Origin of the sequence: Nonomuraea sp. CA-218870 (genome assembly GCF_050936535.1) — a bacterium.
Lineage (GTDB): Bacteria > Actinomycetota > Actinomycetes > Streptosporangiales > Streptosporangiaceae > Nonomuraea > Nonomuraea corallina.
This window is the reverse complement of sequence record NZ_JBNJMN010000001.1, coordinates 1,770,780-1,791,345: the sequence shown is the minus strand read 5'-3', so window position 1 is coordinate 1,791,345 and position 20,566 is coordinate 1,770,780. Positions and strand designations below refer to the sequence as shown.

General features: G+C 72.3%; 18 protein-coding genes. 9 read left to right on the top strand and 9 right to left on the bottom strand.

Annotated features, from left to right (window positions below):
* Positions 1-2 precede the first annotated feature (2 nt).
* Together ACQEUU_RS08945 and ACQEUU_RS08940 are read right to left on the bottom strand one after the other, a co-directional pair.
* Positions 3-899 (bottom strand): glycosyltransferase family 2 protein, encoded by an 897-nt coding sequence (locus tag ACQEUU_RS08945; RefSeq protein WP_433062786.1) that lies wholly within the window; start codon positions 897-899, stop codon positions 3-5.
* 104 nt (positions 900-1,003) lie between these two features.
* The gene (locus ACQEUU_RS08940) at positions 1,004-3,034 is read right to left on the bottom strand and encodes a hypothetical protein (RefSeq protein ID WP_433062783.1); all 2,031 of its coding nucleotides are present in this window, start codon (positions 3,032-3,034) and stop codon (positions 1,004-1,006) included.
* Positions 3,035-3,184: 150 nt separating this feature from the next.
* Here ACQEUU_RS08940 and ACQEUU_RS08935 point away from each other — a divergent pair, with 150 nt between their 5' ends.
* From ACQEUU_RS08935 to ACQEUU_RS08920, 4 genes are all read left to right on the top strand, one after another.
* Positions 3,185-4,600 carry a hypothetical protein gene (locus ACQEUU_RS08935; protein ID WP_433062780.1) on the top strand — a complete coding sequence of 472 codons (1,416 nt, stop codon included), beginning with the start codon at positions 3,185-3,187 and terminating at the stop codon, positions 4,598-4,600.
* A 143-nt stretch (positions 4,601-4,743) separates the two neighbouring features.
* Entirely contained in the window at positions 4,744-6,366 is a 1,623-nt protein-coding gene (locus ACQEUU_RS08930; RefSeq protein ID WP_433062777.1) for an LCP family protein, read from the top strand.
* 151 nt (positions 6,367-6,517) lie between these two features.
* Positions 6,518-7,714 carry an acyltransferase family protein gene (locus ACQEUU_RS08925; protein WP_433062774.1) on the top strand — a complete coding sequence of 399 codons (1,197 nt, stop codon included), beginning with the start codon at positions 6,518-6,520 and terminating at the stop codon, positions 7,712-7,714.
* 89 nt (positions 7,715-7,803) lie between these two features.
* Positions 7,804-8,517: an acetoacetate decarboxylase family protein gene (locus ACQEUU_RS08920; RefSeq protein ID WP_433062771.1), complete on the top strand. Its 714-nt coding sequence runs from the start codon at positions 7,804-7,806 to the stop codon at positions 8,515-8,517.
* 7 nt (positions 8,518-8,524) lie between these two features.
* Here ACQEUU_RS08920 and ACQEUU_RS08915 read toward each other — a convergent pair whose 3' ends face one another.
* The 6 genes from ACQEUU_RS08915 to ACQEUU_RS08890 form a co-directional block, all read right to left on the bottom strand.
* Positions 8,525-9,409, bottom strand: coding sequence for a glycosyltransferase (locus ACQEUU_RS08915; RefSeq protein WP_433062768.1), 885 nt, complete (start codon positions 9,407-9,409; stop codon positions 8,525-8,527).
* A 188-nt stretch (positions 9,410-9,597) separates the two neighbouring features.
* Complete coding sequence (locus ACQEUU_RS08910; RefSeq protein ID WP_433062765.1) at positions 9,598-10,365, bottom strand: CDP-alcohol phosphatidyltransferase family protein; 768 nt, start codon at positions 10,363-10,365, stop codon at positions 9,598-9,600.
* A complete protein-coding gene (locus ACQEUU_RS08905) occupies positions 10,343-11,383 on the bottom strand; it encodes an iron-containing alcohol dehydrogenase family protein (RefSeq protein ID WP_433071786.1) in 1,041 nt (346 codons plus the stop codon). The genes ACQEUU_RS08910 and ACQEUU_RS08905 overlap by 23 nt, the downstream gene beginning before the upstream one ends.
* 27 nt (positions 11,384-11,410) lie before the next feature.
* The gene (locus ACQEUU_RS08900) at positions 11,411-12,145 is read right to left on the bottom strand and encodes a sugar phosphate nucleotidyltransferase (RefSeq protein WP_433062762.1); all 735 of its coding nucleotides are present in this window, start codon (positions 12,143-12,145) and stop codon (positions 11,411-11,413) included.
* 77 nt (positions 12,146-12,222) lie between these two features.
* Positions 12,223-12,846 (bottom strand): DUF5941 domain-containing protein, encoded by a 624-nt coding sequence (locus ACQEUU_RS08895; protein ID WP_433062759.1) that lies wholly within the window; start codon positions 12,844-12,846, stop codon positions 12,223-12,225.
* The gene (locus ACQEUU_RS08890; protein WP_433062756.1) at positions 12,843-14,297 is read right to left on the bottom strand and encodes a CDP-alcohol phosphatidyltransferase family protein; all 1,455 of its coding nucleotides are present in this window, start codon (positions 14,295-14,297) and stop codon (positions 12,843-12,845) included. The genes ACQEUU_RS08895 and ACQEUU_RS08890 overlap by 4 nt, the downstream gene beginning before the upstream one ends.
* 95 nt (positions 14,298-14,392) lie before the next feature.
* Between ACQEUU_RS08890 and ACQEUU_RS08885 the strand changes: the two genes are divergently transcribed.
* Positions 14,393-15,652, top strand: a complete 1,260-nt coding sequence (locus tag ACQEUU_RS08885) for an SDR family oxidoreductase (RefSeq protein WP_433062753.1) — start codon at positions 14,393-14,395, stop codon at positions 15,650-15,652.
* Positions 15,653-15,797: 145 nt separating this feature from the next.
* Here ACQEUU_RS08885 and ACQEUU_RS08880 read toward each other — a convergent pair whose 3' ends face one another.
* The gene (locus tag ACQEUU_RS08880) at positions 15,798-16,814 is read right to left on the bottom strand and encodes a glycosyltransferase family 2 protein (protein ID WP_433062751.1); all 1,017 of its coding nucleotides are present in this window, start codon (positions 16,812-16,814) and stop codon (positions 15,798-15,800) included.
* A gap of 84 nt (positions 16,815-16,898) precedes the next feature.
* Here ACQEUU_RS08880 and ACQEUU_RS08875 point away from each other — a divergent pair, with 84 nt between their 5' ends.
* Genes ACQEUU_RS08875 through ACQEUU_RS08860 form a run of 4 tightly spaced genes read left to right on the top strand, consistent with a single transcriptional unit; the run spans position 16,899 to position 20,450 of the window.
* Positions 16,899-18,335 (top strand): LCP family protein, encoded by a 1,437-nt coding sequence (locus ACQEUU_RS08875; protein WP_433062748.1) that lies wholly within the window; start codon positions 16,899-16,901, stop codon positions 18,333-18,335.
* 34 nt (positions 18,336-18,369) lie between these two features.
* The gene (locus ACQEUU_RS08870) at positions 18,370-18,717 is read left to right on the top strand and encodes an STAS domain-containing protein (RefSeq protein WP_433062745.1); all 348 of its coding nucleotides are present in this window, start codon (positions 18,370-18,372) and stop codon (positions 18,715-18,717) included.
* 60 nt (positions 18,718-18,777) lie between these two features.
* Positions 18,778-19,620 (top strand): GNAT family N-acetyltransferase, encoded by an 843-nt coding sequence (locus ACQEUU_RS08865; RefSeq protein ID WP_433062742.1) that lies wholly within the window; start codon positions 18,778-18,780, stop codon positions 19,618-19,620.
* Entirely contained in the window at positions 19,617-20,450 is an 834-nt protein-coding gene (locus ACQEUU_RS08860; protein WP_433062739.1) for an LLM class flavin-dependent oxidoreductase, read from the top strand. The genes ACQEUU_RS08865 and ACQEUU_RS08860 overlap by 4 nt, the downstream gene beginning before the upstream one ends.
* The last annotated feature ends 116 nt before the right edge of the window (positions 20,451-20,566 follow it).

Below are 20,566 nucleotides of genomic sequence, written 5' to 3'. Positions count from 1 at the left end.
GCTCAGTCCCCCCGGGACCGCACGATCAGGTCGGCCAGCAGCGCCACCGACCCGATCAGCATCCCCGACAGGAAGATCATGACGGTGTTGGCCGGGAAGTAGAACGGGTGCTGGATCATGTCCCACACGCCCTTCGCGAACCCGATGCCGACCAGCCACAGCGCGGGCGGCATGAGCACCTTGAGCGGGTTGAAGTACATGATCATCCGCAGCACCTGCAGGATGTAGCGGTAGGCGTCGGAGACGAAGCTGAACTTCGACTTGCCGGCCCGCTTGGCGTAGTCGATCGGCAGGTAGTAGATGTCGTGCTGGTTGGACAGGAACGACAGCGTGATCGTGGTGACGCAGGAGAACCCGGGCGGCAGCAGCCGCAGGTAGGGCCTGGCCACTGACTTGCGGAAGGCGCGCAGCCCGGAGTTGAGGTCGGGGATCTTCTGCCCGGCGAGCATCTCGGCGACCTTGCGGATGACCCACTTGGCGGGCACCCGGAGCAGCTTGTGCGAGCCCTCCTCGCTGGTGCGGGCCCCGACGACCTGGTCGATCGTCTGGTCCTTCTCCAGCATCTGCACCAGCTCGGGGATGCGCTCGTTGGGGTAGGTCATGTCGGCGTCGGTCCAGACGACGATCTCGCCCCTGGCCTCCTGTGTGCCGATCCTGCGCACGGTGCCCGAGCCGCCGTTGCGGTGGAAGGCCCGGATGCGCAGGTGCGGGTAGAGAGGCGCGGCCTGCTTGAGCCGGTCCAGCGTGTCGTCGGTCGAGCAGTCGTCGACCGCGACCAGCTCGTAGGTGTAGCCGCTGGAGTCCATCGCCCTGGTGATGCGGTCGACCTCGTCGATGACATGGTCCTGCTCGTTGTAACACGGCAGGACGATGGTGACGTACGGGGTTTCCTCATCCACGGCGAATCCACCTTGTCGCGAAGGCTGGGGACACGGGGGCTCTGTGCGTGCTCACGTGGGACGAGGGTACTCTGCCCCGCTGGTGGCCGCGTGCACATCGCAGGTCAAGGCAGGGCCATCCACACGTTGATCCGCAGTGACCAGGTGCCGTCGGGCGGCTCGGTGAGCGACCGCTCGTCCTGCCGGGTGACCAGCCCGATCAGCCACGTGGCCGGCCCGTACGGGGCCACCTGGCTCTCCTCGGCGGCCAGCACGACCGGGACCCGCCCGGCGGCCCGCACGCGCTCGATCAGGCGGCGCACGTCGCGCCCCGACGCGGTGTCGCCGTCCTGCCTCTTCACCTGGGCGGCCGGGACGCCGCAGGTGCCGCGGACGACCTGGGTGAACCGGTCGCCGGTGACCCGTTCGACCACGAGCACCGAGGCGTCGCGCGGGATGCGCGCGCACATGGCCGCCACCGCCGCCGCCTCGCCCCGGCCGACGGGCGTGAACGCGGTGCCGATCGAGATCACCGCGGGCGGCGCCACCAGCAGCAGCGCGCAGGCGGGCACGACCCAGCGGCGCGGCCGCGTGCCCTTGGCCGCCCGTTCGCGCAGCCGCTCCGCGCCCCACACGGCCAGCAGGATCACGCCGGGGATCACCAGGGGCACCAGCCGGCGCGCGGCCCACGGATGGTCCGGGGTGATGGCCGGGCGCAGCAGCGTGGCGAGTGTGGCCCAGCCGATGACCAGCAGCGGCAGCAGCCACGGCAGGCCGCGTCCGCGCAGCAGCCGGCGCGTCAGCACCGCCGCGGCCAGGGTGGCGAGCACGAGGGCCGGGACGCCGACGTACCAGGCCAGCCAGTGCAGGGTGTTCTCGAAGTACAGGCGGGTGCCGTCGGCGGGCAGGCCGTTGGCCCGCTGGATCTGCTCGATGAAGGTGGCGGTGAGCCGGTCCTCCTCGTTGTCGGGGACGCGGCGCACCGTCTGCACCCACGGCCGCACCGCCAGCGCGGCCACGACGAGCACCACCAGCGCCGCCCCGGCCGTCGGCAGCCATCGCGGCGGCCGGAGCCTGGCCAGCAGCGGCGCGGCGGCCGTACCGGCGAGCGTGAGCACCACGACGGCGGCGCAGATCAGCAGCAGCGGGCGGAGCGAGCTCGACAGATAGGTCAGATAGGGCCGCGACAGCCCGTAGCCGGCGGCCAGGCCGAGGCCCGCCCCGGCGGCGAGACCGGCCAGCAGCGGCGCTCCCAGCTCTCCCGGGCGGCCCGGCGACCGGCGGCCCATCGCGACGAGCACGCCCGCGAACGCCAGCACCGGCAGCACGTCGCGCAGCGCGTCCACCCGCACCAGCACGGCCAGCCCGAGCGTCAGCCCGCCCAGCGCCGCCCCGAGCCGCCGCCCCTGCCCGTAGAGGGCGTCGTACACCAGCGCCAGCCCGCCGAGCAGCAGCAGCGCCGACGGGATCTCGCTGAACGTGGTCCGCGAGGTGTAGAGGATCGGCAGGCAGCAGGCGAACGCCGTCGCCGCCACCGCCGCCCAGCGCCCGCCCGCCAGCCGCGCCGCCAGCCCGGCCAGGGTGAGCACCGCCAGCGCGCCCAGCACGGCCGGCATCAGGAACAGCCCGCCCGCCCACTCCCCGAACGCGAACAGCAGGGGGGCGCCCGGCATGAACTGCGGCACCACGGCGCCGTCGTAGGCGTAGAAGCCCACGCTCTCGAAGATCAGCGACGGGTCGGGGCCGCCGAACGCCGCCACCTGCGTGGGGATCGGCAGGAAGCCCTCGCGGGCCAGCCAGATGGCGTACTGCGCGTAGGTGGACGGGTCGCGGCGGACCGCGAGCTGCTCGCCGTGCATGACCGCGTTGAACAGGCCGGAGCCGAGCGCGACCGCGGCCACCGCCGCCACCTGCCCGGCGGTGGCCTCCACCGCCTCCACCGCCTTGACCGGCCCGCGCGTGCCCGCCAGGCACAGCAGCGCGGCGGCCACCAGCCCGAGCGGCACCGCGATCGCCGGCCGGTAGACGCCGAGCGCGAGCAGCGGCAGCGCGACCAGCAGCCAGCCCGCCACGGCCAGCGCGGGCAGCACCGAGACCACGGCGAGCACCCGGCCCGCCGGCGGCCTCCGCGTCGGGTCCAACCAGGCGATTCTCATCAGGTGAGCGAGCGTATCCAACATCACGACGGCACCGTGCGCACCGCGGCGCCGCGCCGCGAACCGGCCCGCCGCCATCGGTGGGGCCTTCCGCTCTCCCCCTCTTCCGTGATGACGGCGCGGGCGGCGGGGGCCGGTAGCGTACGCGGCGTGGCGGAAGATCGGGAGGTCGCGCGGGCGGGGTTCGCGCGACGGCACGGCTGGTTCCTGGCGATCCTGGCGGCCGGGACCGCCCTGCGGGTGATCACGATGCTCGGCTACCGGCCGGCGCTGTGGTTCCCCGACTCCTACACGTACGTGGTCACCGTCATGCGGCCGCGGCCGGACCTGGTCCGCCCGGCGGGCTACTCGATGTTCATGAAGCTGCTGGAGCCGCTCCACTCCTTCGGCGCGGTCACCGCGGCGCAGCACCTGCTCGGGCTGGCCACCGGGGTGCTGGTCTACTGGGTGGCGGTACGGCGCGCCCGCCGGTGGATCGCGACCCTGGCCGCCGTCCCCGTGCTGGTGGAGCCGTACCAGATCCAGCTGGAGCACCTGCTCGTCTCCGACACGCTCTTCATGTTCCTGGTCGTCGCCGCCGTCGCGCTCGCGCTCTCCGGGCGGCCCAGGGCGGTCACGGTCGGGCTGCTGCTGGCCGCCGCCTCGCTCACCCGGACCGTGGGACAGCCGCTGATCGTGCTGCTGGCGGCCTGGTTCGTGCTGCGGCGGCAGGTCAGGCCCGCCTGGATCATGCTGGTGGCGGCGCTGGTGCCGATCCTGGCCTACGGCGGCTGGTTCTACGCCACCTACCAGCGGGCCGGCATCGTCGGCGCCAACGGCGTCTTCCTCTACGCCCGCACGATGTCGTTCGCCGACTGCGCCAGGATGAACCCGCCCGCCGACCTGAAGGCGCTCTGCGACCCGCGCCCGGCCGACCGCAGGCCGCCGTCGCAGGAGTACATCTGGGCCAAGGACGCCCCGATCGTCGCCCTGCCGGGGATCACATTCACCGAGGAGACCGACGACCTGGCCATGCGGTTCGCGCTGCTGGCCATCCGCACTCAGCCGCTCGACTACGCCGGCTCGGTGCTGGCGGAGCTGGGCCGCTCGTTCCTGTGGGGCCGGCCCGTCTACCCCGACCAGGAGATCTACGACTACTACCAGTTCCCCGAGACCCCGCCGGGCCCGCCGGGCCGCTACCCGGCGCGGGTCGGGACCGAGTTCGCCAAGCTCTACGAGCAGGGCCCCATCGGCACCTCGATCGTCGAGCCGTACGCCGGCTGGATGCGCGGCTACCAGGACGTGGCGCGCCTGCCGGGCACGGTCCTGCTGGCGGTCCTGCTCGTGCCGCCGATCGTCTCCGGCCGGCGGCGCCTCCGGTACGGCGCGAGCGGGGGTTCCGGCCCTGCCCTCTGGATTCTCCCCTGGTCCGTGGCCGTTGTGCTCTTGGTCACTCCGGCGGCCGCCGCCGAGTTCGACTACCGGTACGTGCTGCCGGCGGTGCCGCTCGCCTGTCTGGCGGCGGCGCTGAGCTGCGGGAAGGACAAAGAATTTACACGCGATATTCCACGAGATGTCCAGGTCTGAGTATGCTTTGCCCCTGTATCATCACGCCTGGGTCACGGTCGATTCCTCCAGTCATGGCTGCGGCGGCGCCGCGAGTGACCTAGTCTCATGGCGCAGAACGACCGAGCCGGCGTATGACGCGCAGTGACGAGGCTAGGGGGCGCATGAGTGACTACAGAGGCGTGTCCGTAGAGGACACCAGGGCCGCCCCGCCCCAGCCCGGCAGCAGGATGGCACGCAGGCTCGCCGCCGCGGCGCCGCCCCCCAAGGACCCCCAGCGCGGCCACCGCGGCAGGGACGGCGGCGGAGGCGGCGGCAGGATGCGCGTGCTGGCCTGGGTCAGCATCGCCGCCACCTCCCTCATGGTCGCCGGCTCCCTGACCGGCTACGTCGTCTACCGCGACGCGTTCGACGCGATCAACAAGAAGAACGTCAAGGAAGACATCATCACCCCCCGCCCCCGCGACACCGGCGCGTTGAACGTGCTGCTGGTCGGCTCCGACACCCGCGCGGGCGACGGCAACGCGAGATACGGCCAGGAGACGGCCCGGCTGGCCGACGCGGGCGGCAAGCGCACCGACACGATCATCCTGCTGCACATCTCCCCCAACCGCGACCAGGCGCGGCTCGTCAGCTTCCCGCGCGACTCGATGGTCGACATCCCCAAGTGCAAGAACGAGAAGACCAAGCAGGAGATGCCGCCCCACAGAGCGATGATCAACTCGGCGTACAACGACGGCGGCATCGCCTGCACGATCTCCACCCTTGAGACGCTGACGGGCATCCGCATCAACCACTTCGCCGAGGTCGACTTCAGCGGCTTCAAGAACATCGTCGACTCCCTCGGCGGCATCGAGATCTGCCTCAAGTCCGGCGTCAACGACAAGAACTCCAAGCTGGTCCTCCCTCCCGGCAAGAGCCTGCTCAACGGTGAGAAGGCGCTCGGCTACGTACGCCTGCGCAACTACGGTGACGGCAGCGACATCCAGCGCATCAAGCGCCAGCAGATCTTCCTCAGCAAGGTCATCGCCAAGGCCACGAGCAACGACCTGCTCACCGACCCGGTCAAGCTCACCGGCTTCATCAAGTCGGCCGCCCAGTCGGTGACCATGGACCCCGACCTGGCCAACGACCCGCAGAAGCTGCTCGACATCGCCAACAGCGCCAAGGACCTGACCGCCAAGGGCGTCAAGCTGACCACCGTCCCGTGGATGCCCGACCCCGAGGACAAGAACCGCGTCGTCTGGGAGCAGCCCGCGGCGGGCGAGCTGTTCAACTCGATCGTCAACGACACCGAGATGCCCGAACCCGAGCCGTCCGCGACGGCCGCGCCGAAGGTCGCCGTCAAGCCCGGCCAGGTCCGCATCCAGGTGCTCAACGCCACCGGGGTGCCGGGCAAGGCGCGCGAGGTCGCGGACCAGCTCGCCAAGGAGGGCTTCCAGGTCGTCGGGCTGGGCAACTACTCCGCCGCGGACGGCACCCCGGTGGCGGCCACCGAGGTGCGCTATCCGAAGACGGCCGAGACCGGTGCCGACCACGCCGGCGTCCTGGCCAAGAAGCTCAACCCGGGGCCGGACCCCCAGGCCGGCAAGGTCAAGCCCGGCACCACCGAGCCCTACGTGCCCACGGTGGCCCCCACCACCACGCCGGCCGCCGCCGGCAAGAAGGGGCCGGTGCTCCAGCTGGTCATCGGCAGCGACTTCAAGGGCGTCAGGGTCACCAAGCTGTCGGAGGCCGTGGAGAAGAACACGATCAGCGCGTCCCAGCAGCGCAACGTCTGCGTGTAAGCCACCTGCAAGTTGTCTGTGGAACAGTCAGGCCGTGAGACAGGACCCGCGCCACGGGATATCGTGGTGCGGGTCGGCGACGCGGCTCGCCCTCGCAGGCGCTGTCGCCTGTCGTGTTCCCCGGCCCCGAGCGAAGCTGAGCGACTTCCCTGTGTCTGACACCAAGTACTCCCCACCGGTCCACGCTCCCGGCGATGAGAGTGCGGGACCGGCCAACACGGGAGCCCGGTGGCCGCTCCCCGGCGAAGGGCTCTTCACCCCCCGCCCGGACCAGGCGCCGGCCGACCCGGCGCGGGAGCCGGCGCGCGAATCGGAGCCACAGGCCGAGCAGCCGCCCAAGCGCAGGCGCGACCCCTACCTCGACAACGTCAAGTTCGTGCTCATCGCGCTCGTCGTCGTGGGCCACTCGCTGGTGCCGACCCTCGACGCCGACTCCAACCGGGCCCTCTACATCTTCATCTACACCTTCCACATGCCGCTGTTCGTGCTGATCAGCGGCTACCTGTCCAGGAACTTCTGGAACTCCAACGCCAAGACCAACAAGCTGGTCGACACGTTCCTCGTGCCGTACGTGATCGTCGAGGTCGGCTACGCCGCGCTGCGCTTCGCCCTCGGGGCGAAGTGGAGCCTGACGATCATCGACCCGGCCTGGCTCAACTGGTATCTGCTGGCGCTGCTGTTCTGGCGGCTGTCGACGCCGGTGTGGAAGCGGATGAAGTTCCCCATCCCGGTGGCCATCGCTATCTACCTGTTCGCCGGGTTCTCCGAGATCTCCGGCGACTTCAGCATGGACCGGTTCTTCGGCCTGCTGCCGTTCTTCGTGATCGGGCTGGTCATGCAGCCGGAGCACTTCGAGCTGCTCAACCGGCTGTGGATCAAGATCGTGTCGGTGGTCACCATCCTCGCCGCCGCGGCCGTGGCCATCCTCATCGCGCCCAAGGCCCCGCTCGCGCCGTTCTACTTCAAGAACAGCTACGAGAAGATGGACCTGTCCTGGTACATGGGGCTCGGCGTGCGCACCGGGCTGCTGCTCTGCAGCCTGGCACTCTGCTTCGCGCTGCTCGCGCTGGTGCCCAGAGGCGAGACGTGGTACTCCGATCTCGGCACCCGCACGCTCTACTGCTACCTCCTCCACGGCATCCCGGTGCTCATCGCCAAGGAGCAGGGCTGGCTCAACCTGCCGTGGCTGCACGGCCCGCTGGGCGCCCTGGCGATCAGCTTCAGCTGCTTCGCGCTGGCGATCGTGCTCTGCCTGCCGGAGACCCGGACGGTCTTCAAGTGGGTGCTGGAGCCGCGCCTGACCTGGCTCTACCGCCGTCCTTCGAGAGGCCGGGCGGCCGGAAGCTGAGCGGCGGTCCCCCCGCCCCGTCGTCCGCGGTACAGAGCCGGTCCATGGGGTGATGGTCACGGCGTTCGGCGGTTGATGTACTAGGAGCCATGGCATCGCATCTGATCCAGGGCAGGACGGTGACCATGCCCGTCCGGGTGCGGGACGTGATGGTGTGCGGCGCTCTCTACCTGGTCCGGGCCGACGCCGCGCGGGCCGTGCTCGCGTACTCGGGGCTGGACGTGGCCGAGGTGCTGCCCGGCAAGGCCGTCTGCGTGCTGGTGTTCGCCGACTACCGCGACGGTGATCTCGACTCCTACCACGAGTTCGGCATGGCGTTCCTGATCCGGCGACCGGGCACGACGGGCTCGGTGGGGCTCGGCGACCTGCGGAACGCGGCCGCGTTCGTCCACTGGATGCCGGTCGACCAGGGCTTCACGCTGGAGGCGGGGCGCGCGCTGTGGGGGGTGCCGAAGGAACTGGCGGACATCGACCTGCGGCTCGGCTCCCCGTACAAGCGCTGCGTCCTGCGCAGGGACGGCCGGCTCGTGCTCGACATGCTGATCAAGCCGGGCGCCCCGCTGCCCGGCCCCGGCCCGGTGGTCGCCCTGGACGCCTACACCCACCGCGACGGCCGCACCCGGCGCATCCCCTGGGCCCTGCGGACCCGGGGGGTACGGGCGCGGCCCGGGGGCGCGCTCATCCGGCTCGGCAACCATCCCATCGCCAAGGAGCTGAGCGAGCTGGGCCTGCCCAAGCGCCCCCTGCTGGCCGGCACGGTCGCGCACGCCACCATGGCGCTGGAAGAGGCGGAGATCCTCTGAGAGGGCCTCAGACGATGGGCGGGCGGCCGAGCTTCACCATGCGCCAGGCCGTCTTCCAGGCCATCGGGCGGCGCTCGCCCGCGGGGGTGCGCAGGCCCTCGTAGAAGCCGGTGAACCAGGCCTTGAGCGACTCCTTGGAGCCCAGCTCCCGGATCAGGGTCAGCACCACCCAGTCGAGCAGGTAGATCACCGCCAGCGGCCACGGCAGGTTGCGGCGGGCCAGCCACACCCGGTTGCGCGCGTTCAGCCGGTAGAACTGGGCGTGGCGGGTCGGCGGCACCTGCGGGTGGTACATGACCGTCTCGGCGTCGTACTCGATCCGGTAGCCCTCGCCGAGCAGCCGCCAGGCCAGGTCGGTCTCCTCATGGGCGTAGAAGAACCGCTCCGGCAGCCCGCCCACCTGGAGGAAGGCCGAGCGCCTGACGGCGGAGGCGCCACCCAGGAAGGTCGTCACCGGCGAGCTGCGCTCCGGGTCGCCGGCACGCAGGCGGGGGACGTGCCGCCGCTGCCCGACGCCGCCGTCGGGGTCCATCACCCGGAAGGAGATGACGGCCAGGTCGGGCTCGGTGGCGAAGCGGTCCCTGACGTGCGCGGCCACCTTCTGGTTGGCGTACCAGCCGTCGTCGTCGAGGAACAGCACCACGTCACCGGAGCACTCCTCGACCCCCCGGTTACGGCCTGCGGGGATGCCCGTATTGTGGTCGAGCCGGATCGTTTTCACGGTCGCCGACGAACCAGCGGGTGGCGTCGCGGACAGCTCGGGCACGTCCGCGCCGTTGCCCACGACCACCACCTCGACGTCGCCGTCGATCTGGTTGAGCGCGGACGCGACCGCCCGGTCCAGCTCCGCGACCCGGTTTCCCATGGTGAGGATGACGCACGAGATCTTCAACGCATCATCGTCCTGACGCGTCGGGAGCACGGGCGGAGCAATCTTTCATGATCACCGAGTCTGCTGGGTCGCATTTTTCCTGATATTGGTGGAGCTAAGCGTATCGGAACCGGTAGTGAACCCCCACCGAACCGTGAATGTCCGATCAATAGGACGGACGAGGGCCCCCGCTGGTTCCTGGAATCGCATCACGCCAGCCGCCTCGACGCCAGGATGCTGACCAAATGCAGGACGACCTGTAGCCCGGCCGCGACCACACAGGCCACCACGAGCACCCGGGTGGCCATCAGATCGCCCCGCACCACGTCGATCACCGCCGTCGCCAGCGCGAGCAGCGACAGCTCGATCGGCTGCACGATGCGGTGGAACCCGGTCGCCGCCAGCACCCGGCGGCCCAGCCCCAGCAGCCCCGAGCGGAACTGCACGGCCGCCGCCTCGGTGGCGGCGGGCAGGCCGCCCTTGGCCCGCGCGACCTCCACCAGGTCGGACTCCGCCTTGATCAGGATGGCGCCGAGCGCCGCCGCGAAGCCCAGCACCGTGTACCAGTCGGGCAGCACGGCCGACGCCCGCCAGCCCAGCCCGGCCAGCAGCGCCGCCTCGGCGAAGTAGGCGCCGACCCGGTCGAGGTAGACGCCGGTCAGCGAGGTCTTGCCTGTCCAGCGGGCCAGCTCGCCGTCGGAGCAGTCGAGCAGCAGGTAGACCTGCACCAGCAGGGCCGCCCCCACCGCGGCCCACAGCCCCGGCAGCGCCACCACCACCCCGGCCGCGACCCCCGCCACCGTCATCACCCAGGTGAGCTGGTTGGGCGTGACGGAGGTCTTGGTCATCAGCCAGGTGACGTAGATCGACAGCCTGCGCATGTAGAGGACGCCCGCCCAGTGCTCACCGTTGCGGCGCTCAAGATGGCCGGCGGGCTGGGCGACCCCGCGCAGCTCAGCGACCGTAGGCCCGGACATAGTCCTCCACCCGATCGCGGATCTCCGAGTCCTGCAGGCGCAGGTGCTCCAGGATCGTGTAACGGCCGGGACGGGTGGACGGCGCGAGCGCCACCGACTGGGCGAACTGCTCGTTGCTCAGCCCGATGTCGCCGGGCAGCACCGGCAGCTCGTGGCGGCGCAGGCAGTCGGTGACCTGCCGGAGTCGCGCCTCGTCCTCCCGTAGGAAGTAGCAGAAGGCGGTGCCGATCCCGGCGAGCTCGCCGTGGTTGGAGGTGCCGGGGAAAAGCTGGTCCACGGCATGCATGATTTCATGGTCCCCACCGCTCGCGGGCCGAGATGACCCGGCGACCACCATCGACATGCCCGACAGGATCAGAGACTCGGCCAGCACGGTCAGGAACGCGTCGGACTCGATGGAGTCGGCCCTGCCCAGCAGCGCCTCGGCCGCCGTGCGCGCCATCGAGCAGGCCAGCCCGTCGATCGGCTCGCCCCGCTCGACGTTGCTGAGCTGCCAGTCCTCGCACGCCGACAGGTTGCTGAGCACGTCGCCCACGCCCGAGCGGACCAGCGACCGGGGCGCGTTGTGCACGAAGTCCAGGTCGACCAGGACCGCCAGCGGCATCGGCACGCCGAACGTGCCCTTGCCGCCCTCGTACAGCAGGGAGGCCGTCGGCGAGCAGATGCCGTCGTGGGACAGGTTGGTGGCGACGGCGACCATGGGGATGCCGGCCAGCGAGGCGGCGTACTTGGTCGTGTCGATGGTCTTGCCGCCGCCCACGCCCACGACCACCTCGTAGGCGCCCTTGCGCAGCTCGCCGCCGAGGGTGACGGCGGCCTCCACGCTGCCGTCGGAGACGCGGAACACCTCCGCCTCGTCGAGCGTCGGCGCGATCAGGCTCTCGATGTGGTCGCCCTGACCGGGGCCGACCGCGACCGCCACCCGGCCCGAGGTGGCGACCCTGCTGTCGGCGAGCAGCGCGCCGAGCTGGGCGACGGCGCCGCGCCTGACCTCCATGGTGAGCGGCGCGGGCAGCATCCTCGCTAGAAGCGGCATCCGGCCCCCTCAGTAGCGGACGGCGATGGCGCGGGCCTTGGCGAGGTCGTCGTGGTTGTCCACCTCGACCCAGTCGACCTCGCCGATGGGCGCGACGTGGATCGCCTCGCCGCGCTCCACCATCTCCTGGTAGCCGTCCTCGTAATAGAGCTGCGGGTCGCGCTCGAACGTGGCCTTGAGCGCGTCGGCCAGGCGCTCGGCGGCGCCGGGCCTGATGAGCGTGGCCCCGATGTACTCGCCGTAGGCCTCGGACGGGTCCATCAGCTTGGTGATGCGGCGCAGCGCCCCCTCCTCGGAGAGCGTCACCTTCATCTCCTCGTCGGCCAGCTTCTTCACGTCGTCGACGGCGAGCAGGATGTCGCTGGTCTCGGGGGCGGCGAGCAGCGTCTTCTCGACCGACACGGGGTGCACGGTGTCGCCGTTGACCAGCAGCGCGCCGCGGGCGAAGTGGTCGCGCGCGCACCACAGGGAGTAGGCGTTGTTCCACTCCTCGGCCTTGTCGTTGTGCACGAGGGTGAGCTCGACGCCGTGGCGCTCCTCGAGCTCGCGCTTGCGCTCGTGTACGGTCTGCGCCGCGTAACCGACGACGACCACGACCTCGCGCAGGCCCACGGCGGCCAGGTTGCGCAGCGAGATGTCCATGATCGTGGTGTCGCCGTCGACCGGCACGAGCGCCTTAGGCAGCGTGTCGGTGTACGGCCGCAGGCGTCGTCCGGCTCCAGCGGCCAGCACCATTCCCAGCAACGTGCACTCCTCAGTCGAGCATGACTACGTAGGCCCAAAGGTTAGTTGGCTTTCGGCCCGCTGCGGGTAATCCGGCCTCAGTCTTGTGTTCCGGCTTCCGCCGCGCGGGCCCCGGTCCTCGGCGCGGCGAGCCAGCACGTGAGGCTCTCCCAGCCGAACGCCCCCCACAGGTACGCGGCCAGCAGCGCGAACCCGCCGGTCACCCAGCCCACGAGCGCGAACAGGCCGAGCACCAGCATCCGCCCCTCCCAGCCCAGGCCGAGCGCGGCCAGCCAGGGCGGCGGGTAGACGCGCTGCCGCATCCGGTAGACCAGGTCGTAGTGGTGGAAGGCGGCGGCCCCGAGCACCAGGAAGATCAGCACCGGGGGCACGCCGTAGGCGAAGCCGCAGGCGGCGATGAAGGAGTACTCGATCGCGCGCAGGATGGGCGGCGCCATCCAGTCGTACCGGCCGTCGTGCGGGTGGGAGCTGCCGGGCCCGGCCAGCAGCAGCGTCACCAGCGGCGCGAACACGGCCAGCCCGCCGGCCCCCGCCATCCCCATCAGCAGCAGGATCCCTGTGACGAACGCGGCGGCGGCGAGCGGCGGCAGCGGCGGGAGCTGCCCGGCCACGAGCATGCCCATGCCGCGCGAGAGCGGCCCGTCGTCGCGGTAGGCGACGACCTTGCCGCGCGGCACCGGGACCATGTGAACAGAGATCATTCCGCGGACCTCACCATCCGGCCGGCGAGCTGGTAGAGGGCCGCCACGCCGCCCCAGCCGAGCAGCGCCACGAACGTCACCCGGGCGTCGGACAGCGCCGCCGTGACGGCGATCAGCGCCGTGCGCTCCCCGATGGGCAGCGCGATGATCCTGCGCAGCCAGTGGACGGCCGAGCCGTGCCGCACCCGCTGGGCGATCCTCAGCAGCCCCTGCCGGGGACGGGCGCCGTGGCCGGCGGCGGCCGGCTCCTGCAGCGAGCGCACCGGCCCCGCCCACAGCGCGCCGACCTGGCCGGCGTCCCACACCGATCCGGCGTACGAGAAGTGGATCGAGTGGCGGACCGACTGCAGGATCATCGCGGCCACGGCGAGGAACCAGATCCCGTCCGGGTTGCCGCCGCCGGAGGCGTGCGTGGCCAGGTAGCCGTAGGCCAGCCCGACGTAGACCGCGTACTCCTTGAGCCGGTCGGCCATCCCGTCGGCCCACGCCCCGAGCGGCGTGAACCCGCGCGTGTAGCGCGCGAGCTGACCGTCGAGGCAGTCGAGCGCGAACGACAGGTAGAACAGCACGGCCCCCGCCACCAGCGCGCCCCGGCCGCCGGCCGAGAACCAGATCGCCGCCAGTCCCGCCAGGGCGATCGAGATGCCGGTGACGGCGTTCGGGGTGAGCCTGAGCGCGTGCGCGGGCTTGATCAGGCGCCGGGTCAGCGGCGAGACGCAGTACGAGGCGAAGAAGCCGTCGTCGGACTTCACCGCGCGGTCGAGGCGGACCTCGTCCTCGTCCACCTCGGCCAGCCGCTCGATCGCCGCGTCGGCGGAGGTCTGGGCGGTGGCCCGGGTGCTGTGGAGCGGCCCGAGCGCCGCCGGGCGCACCCGCGCGCCCGACCTCACCAGGCCGACCAGCAGCAGGTCGGCGGCCTCCGCCGGGGTGACCGCGCCGAGCCTGCCCGACTCCGCCAGCTCGGCCAGCTCCTCGGCGACGTCGGCGAGCGCGCCCAGGTCGGCCTCGCCGACCTGCACCACGCCCGCGAACGCGGCGTTGGCCTCGGGAACGGTGTGGAACGAGCTGCCCGCTGCGCTGATCCGCCCGCCCTGGACCCGGAGCGGCGGCCGCGTCGGCCCCACCGCGGACTCGGCGGCGACCAGCGCCCGCGTGTCGCGCGCCGGGTGCTCCAGCAGCATCGCCAGCGCCTCGGTGTGGGCCACCAGGTCGCCGGGGACCAGGGCGACCGGCCCTACCGCCACGCGGGCCAGCTTGGCCACGCCGCGCAGGTCGGCGGCGAGCCCGCCGTCCGACGTCAGGACCTGGACCTCGCGCACCCGCAGCGTGGTGAGCTGACCGGTGAGCCGGTCCAGCAGTGTGCCCTCGCGGCAGCCGAGCCGGCCCCCGGGAGTCGTGGCGAGCAGCACCGCCGACACGGCCGTGCCGCTCCCCGTGAGTGAGTCTGTCAAGGCGCGGATCCTCCCGTGCGATGAGGGAGCGCGTGACACACAGCGTAGCGATCGGTCCACGCGATAGCACGGACCAGGACCGTTACCCTCGAACTATGATTTCTCGGCTGCCCTCCATCGGCGTGGTTCTCGCGGGCGGCGTCGGTCTGCGTGTCGGACACGCCGAGCCGAAACAGCTCATCAAGCTCGCCGGGCGGACGATCCTGGAGCACACCATCGCGCTGTTCGACGCCTCCGACGACATCGACGAGGTGGTCGTGCTGATGACGCCGGGCTTCGTCGAGCCGGTGCGCGAGCTGGTGCAGCGGTGCGGGTTCGGCAAGGTGACCGCGGTCGTCGAGGGCGGCGCGAGCCGCACCGAGAGCACCTGGCGGGCGTTGCTGGCCGTGGGCGAGCGGGAGTGCAACGTCCTCCTGCACGACGCCGTACGCCCCCTGCTGGAGCCGCGGATCATCGCCGACTGCGTCCGCGCCCTGGAGACGTACGAGGCCGTGGAGGTGGCCATCCCGAGCTCCGACACGGTGCTGGTGGCCGAGGGCGACCTGGTCCGGGAGGTGCTGGACCGGTCGCGGCTGCGGCGCGCGCAGACGCCTCAGGCTTTCCGGCTGTCGGTGATCCGCGAGGCGTACCGGCGGGCCATGGCCGACCCGGACTTCGCCACCCGTCAGGCGACCGACGACTGCGGCGTGGTGCTGCGCTACCTGCCGGAGGTGCCGATCCACCTGGTGCCTGGCAGCGAGCGCAACCTGAAGGTCACCCACCCGCTCGACCTGTCCATCGCCGAGCGGCTGCTGCGCCTGGCCGCCGCGGGCACGCCAGCCCCCGCCCCGGCCGACTACCGGCGCGTCCTCGACGGCCGGACGCTGGCGGTCTTCGGCGACGGCGCGCGGCTCGCCGCGCTGGCCGGGGAGCACGGCGCGGCGGTGCGGTCCTTCCCCGCCGAACTGGCCGGTACGGAGGAGCAGGCGGCCAAGTCCCTGGCCGAGGCGGGCCCGGTGGACCACGTGATCCACCTGTCCGTCCCCGTGGACGACGAGCTGGCGGGCGCCCACGCGCGGACGGTGGCGCTGGCCTGCCTCGGGGCGGCGAACGTCGCGCGGGCGGCGTACCCGGTGCTCAGGGAGAGCGGCGGCGCGCTCGTCCTGCTGGCGGGCGGCGGCGGGGGGAGCGTCGCCGCGCCGGCCAGGGCGGCGACCGCCGAGCTGGCGCGCACGCTGGCCGCCGAGTGGGCCGCGCACGGCGTCCGCGTCAACGCGGTGCTCACCGGGCCGTCGCCCATGACGGGCGGCGAGGCGGCCCGAGCCTGCCTGGACGCCCTGGTGTCCGGCCTGACCGGCCAGGTCGCCGAGACCTGAGCGCCCGGCTCCCGGCTTCGTCGCCTGCCTTCGGGCCACCCGTACGCGGGCCCGGGCGGCATGAGGGCGCCGCCCCGCCGGTGGGTGGCGAGGCGGCGCGGGGAGGCGTCAGCGCGGCGGGCGGGCCAGCCTGCGCGGGGAGGCGTCAGCGCGGCGGGCGGGCCAGCCTGCGCGGGCTGGTGAGGAAGCCCCAGCCCCACGACATGTGCATGGTCGCGTACACCACGGGCAGCCACAGCCTGGCCTTCCACGGCAGCCCGCTCCCAGTCAGCGCCGACCCCGCCACGATGGCCGCGGCGTACCCGCCCGGGACGATCAGCCCCAGCGGGAAGAACGGCGCGACCACCAGCCCGAGCAGGATCGCCAGCACCGCGACCGGCGGCGCGAGGTAGCGCAGGTTGATCGTGCCCTCGTGGGTGCGCGCGACCACCCGCCGCCACCTGCCGTAGTGGAAGTACTGCTTGGCCAGCGCCCTGACGTTGGGCCTGGGCCGGTAGGAGACCCGCATCCGCGGCTGGAACCACACCAGGCCGCCGGTCTGGCGGATGCGGTGGTTCATCTCCCAGTCCTGGGCGCGCTGGAAGTGCTCGTCGTAGCCGCCCACCCGGTCGAGCGCCGAGCGCCGGAACACGCCGAGATAGACGGTGTCGGCGGGCCCGGCCGTGCCCCCGACGTGGAAGGCCGCGGCGCCCACCCCGATCTTCGAGGTCATCGCGCGCGCGACGGCCTGCTGGAACGGGCTGACGCCCTCGGCCGCCATCACGCCGCCGACGTTGTCGGCGCCCGTCTCGTACAGGGTCTCGACCGCCACCCGCAGGTAGTCGGGCGGGAGCATGGCGTGGCCGTCGACCCTGGCGATGATGCCGTTGCGGGAGGCGGCGATGGCGGCGTTGAGCGCGTTGGGCGTGCGGCCGGTGGGGTTGGGCACGACGACCACGCGGCGGTCGGCGGCGGCGATCGCGTCGGCGACCTCTTGCGTGCGGTCGCGTGACGGTCCGATGGCGAGGACGACCTCGATCTCACCCGGGTAGTGCTGGGCGAGGACCTGGTCGACGGCTTCGCGGAGATGGCGCTCCTCGTTGAGGACCGGCATGACGACGGAGATGGGGGGCCAGCCACGCGTCTCCGCTGGCGCGTGCGGCGAGTCGGGGAACTGCTTCATGGCGGGGCTCACGCTACTGTACGACCACGGGAGGACGGCAATCGACGGCGAGATCCTCCGGCGGCACGGAGGGGGGACACGGCCATGCGCGACCCGAGCGAGGACGACGCCGGGGTGATCGTGGGCGGCGACGCCTACGGCGGCGTCAAGCTCGCCGGCGTACGGCGCAGGCCGCGCAGGAGCGCCCGGGTCCGCCGGCGCAACGCGCTCGTCGCCGGCCTGCTGTCCATGGGCGTGCTGGTCGGCACCGGCGTCGTGTGGGCGACCCCGCGCCAGATCGGCACCGTCGACGCGGGGGTGGAGGAGACGGCGCCGCGCGGGGCGGAGAACATCCTGCTGGTCGGCGTCGACAAGCGCGACGACCTCACCCGTAAGAAGCAGAACGAGCTCAAGCTCGGCCGCGAGTCCGGGCAGCGCACCGACACCATGATGGTGATCCACCTGTCGGAGGACCACAGCAGGATCACCGTCGTCAGCCTGCCGCGTGACACCTGGACGACGATCCCCGGCAAGGGCGACCACAAGATCAATGCGGCCTACCAGTTCGGCGGCCCGAAGCTGACCGTGCAGACGGTCCAGCAGGCCACCGGCCTGAAGATCAACCGGTACATCGAGGTCAACGTGCTCGGCTTCATCGACGTGGTCGACTCGCTCGGCGGCGTCACCGTCTGCACCCCCGTGCCGATCAACGACCCCAAGACCGGGCTCGAACTCGCCGCCGGCACCCACGAGCTCCAGGGCGTGCAGGCGCTGGGCTACGCCCGCACCCGCGCCACCGCCCGCTCCGACCTCGACCGGATCGACCGCCAGCAGCAGGTGATCTCGGCCCTGCTGAACCGCGCGCTGAGCGCCGACACGCTGGCCAACCCGGCCAAGCTGGCGTCGTTCGTCAACACCACGCTCGGCACGATCAAGGTGGACCCCGACGACGGGCTGCTCGGCCTGGCCGCCCAGCTCAGGGACGTCAAGCTCGACAACGTCCAGTTCGCCGACGTGCCGCTGGCCGACGTCGACCACCGCACCCCCACCGGCGAGTCGGCGGTGCTGTGGGACAAGCAGAAGGCGCGAGAGCTGTTCCGGGCCATCGAGGCCGACCAGGACCTGGTCAAGCCCACCCCCAAGGCGAGCCCTTCGGGCAAGTCGTCCGCCAAGCCGGCCGCGGTCGCGCCGGAGCAGGTCACGGTCAAGGTGCTCAACGGCACGCTGATCAGCGGTCTCGGCGCCCGGACGCGGACCGCCCTGATCGCCTACGGCTTCCGGGTGCCCGAGGACGCGGGCAACACCAAACGCAAGGACTACAAGAAGACCGTGGTACGGCACGCCCCCGGCCAGGAGGCCGCCGCCCGCGCGGTCGCCGCCGCCATCCCGGGGGCCGACCTGCGTCAGGCGGACGTGGACGGGATCGAGGTCGTCCTCGGCGCCGACCAGCCGAAGGTGGCCAAGCCCAGGACGAGCCCTTCGGCGAAGCCCAGCGCTACCCCGACCGCGGAAACCGCAACACAGAACATCTGCAAGAAATAGATTAACAATCCTCCACGAGGGCAACCTTTTCCCCATGGTGGTCAGGTGCTGGCAGGAGGATCTCTGCACGGTCGTCGGCGTCTCGGGTGAGCTCGACGTGGCGGGCGCGCCCCGGCTGCGCGCCGAGCTGGAGCCGGTCCTCTCCACTCCGGGCCCGCTCAAGCTGGTCATGGACCTGAGCGAGGTGCCGTTCTGCGACTCGGTGGGGCTGGGCGTGCTGGTCTCGACGCTCAACCACGTGCGGCGCACCGGCGGCAGGCTGATCCTGGTCCTCCAGGAGGGCATGATCAGCCACCTGCTGACGATCACGAACCTGGACCGCCACTTCGAGACGAGCCCTTCGCTCGCCGACGCGCGCGCGGCGCTCGGCACCGCGGCGTAGACCCCGGCCGGGCATACGAGACGATGTCCATGGTCGTCCCCTGGCCTGTGGAGGCATGCGTTGTTCGATGAGTTCCCCGAGCCCGCGCGGTCGCAGCTCGGGTCCGCCCACGGCGAGGGCAGGACACGGCCGGAGTGGTGTTTCGTGGAAGGCCCGGCCCGCCTGGCGCTCTGGGCCCCGTTCGCCGGCGCCGAGCCGGTGCTCGTCTGGCAGTTCGAACCGGGCCCCGACCCGGCCGCCGCCGCGCGCCTGCTGCGCCGCGCCCAGGCCGCCGCCGGCGTCTCCAAGCTCATCCATGACATCCCGCTGCCGCCGGGCCTGTCGCCGCTCGTCGACCGGGCGGTCCAGCACGAGTCGCTGACCGGCGCCGGGTTCACGATGGAGGTCGAACGGCTGCTGCTCGAATGGCGGCTCGGCAGCGACCTGCCCGCCGACCCCGGCCGGCTGACCTACCGCCCGGCCAGGGAACTCGACCCCGCGCATGTGCTCGACGTGCTCGTACGCATCTCGTACGGGTCGCTCGACTACGACACGCGGCAGGAGCTGGCGACGGCGGGAGCCGAGCACGAGGCCCGCTGGATGTACGACGACCTGATGAACCGCAGGGGCAAGCCCGGCTGGTTCGTGATCGGCTACCTGGACGACGAGCCGGTCGGCCTGGTCGCGCCCGACGACCACTCGATCGCCTACATCGGGGTGGTGCCGGAGCACCGCGGCCGCGGCTACGTCGACGACCTGCTGGCCCACGGCACGCGGACGCTCGCCGAGGCCGGGGTCGAACGCGTCGTGGCCGCCACCGACGTGGCCAACACGCCGACCGCGGCGGCGTTCCTGCGGGCCGGCTACTCCGAGGTCGGCCGCCTGTACCGTTACTACTGGCGTGCGGCTCGGGAGGCACCATGAGACTGGGCGTGATCTTCGACAGGGAGCTGCCGCCCGAACGGCTGGTGCCGGTGGCGCGGGCGCTCGACGACCTGGACCGGGTGGACGACCTGTGGGTGGTCGAGGACCTGGGCTGGACCGGCGGGATCTCCTCCGCCGCCACCGCCCTGGCCGCCACCTCCCGGCTGCGCGTCGGCCTCGGCATCGCCCCGGCGCCGCTGCGCAACCCGATGCTGCTGGCCATGGAGCTGGCCAACCTCGCCCGGCTGCACCCCGGCCGGCTGGCCGCGGGGATCGGGCACGGGGTGCCGGCCTGGATGGCGCGGGCGGGGGCCGCGGCGCCGTCGCCGCTCGCCCTCCTGGAGGAGACGATCAGCGCCGTACGGTCGCTGCTGCGGGGCGAGACGGTGACCATGGCGGGCCGGTCGGTCCAGCTGGACGGGCTGTCCCTGGTGCATCCGCCTCAGGTGGTCCCGCCGGTTCTGGCGGGCGTCCTGCGACCCCGCTCGCTGGCGCTCTCGGGCCAGGTGGCGCAGGGCACGATCCTGCCCGAGGGCTTCGGCCCCGACCGGGTCCGGCAGGCACTCGGCCAGATCGCCGCCGCCGGCGACCACGAACTCGTCGTCTTCACCTACCTGCACGTCGGGCCGGGGTTCCCCGGTCACCTCGCGGCGGAGCAGGCGGCGTTCCTGGACGTGGCCCCCGAGGAGGTGGCGATGGCGGTCGGCACCCCCGAGGAGGCGGCGGCGCACGTCAGGGCCCTGTGGGCGGCGGGCGCCGGCACGGTGCTGGTCCGCCCCGTCGCCGCCGACCCTCTCCCCCACGTCAAGGCCCTGCTCGCCGCGCTCTGACGCCCTCGCGTACACGGGAAGCCTCGCCGGAAGGCGGACGCGGAGCGGCCGTCCGGCTGATCCGCGCTCCGCGGCCACCGTGGCCGGCCGGTGGCAGGTGGCCGCGGAGCGCGGTC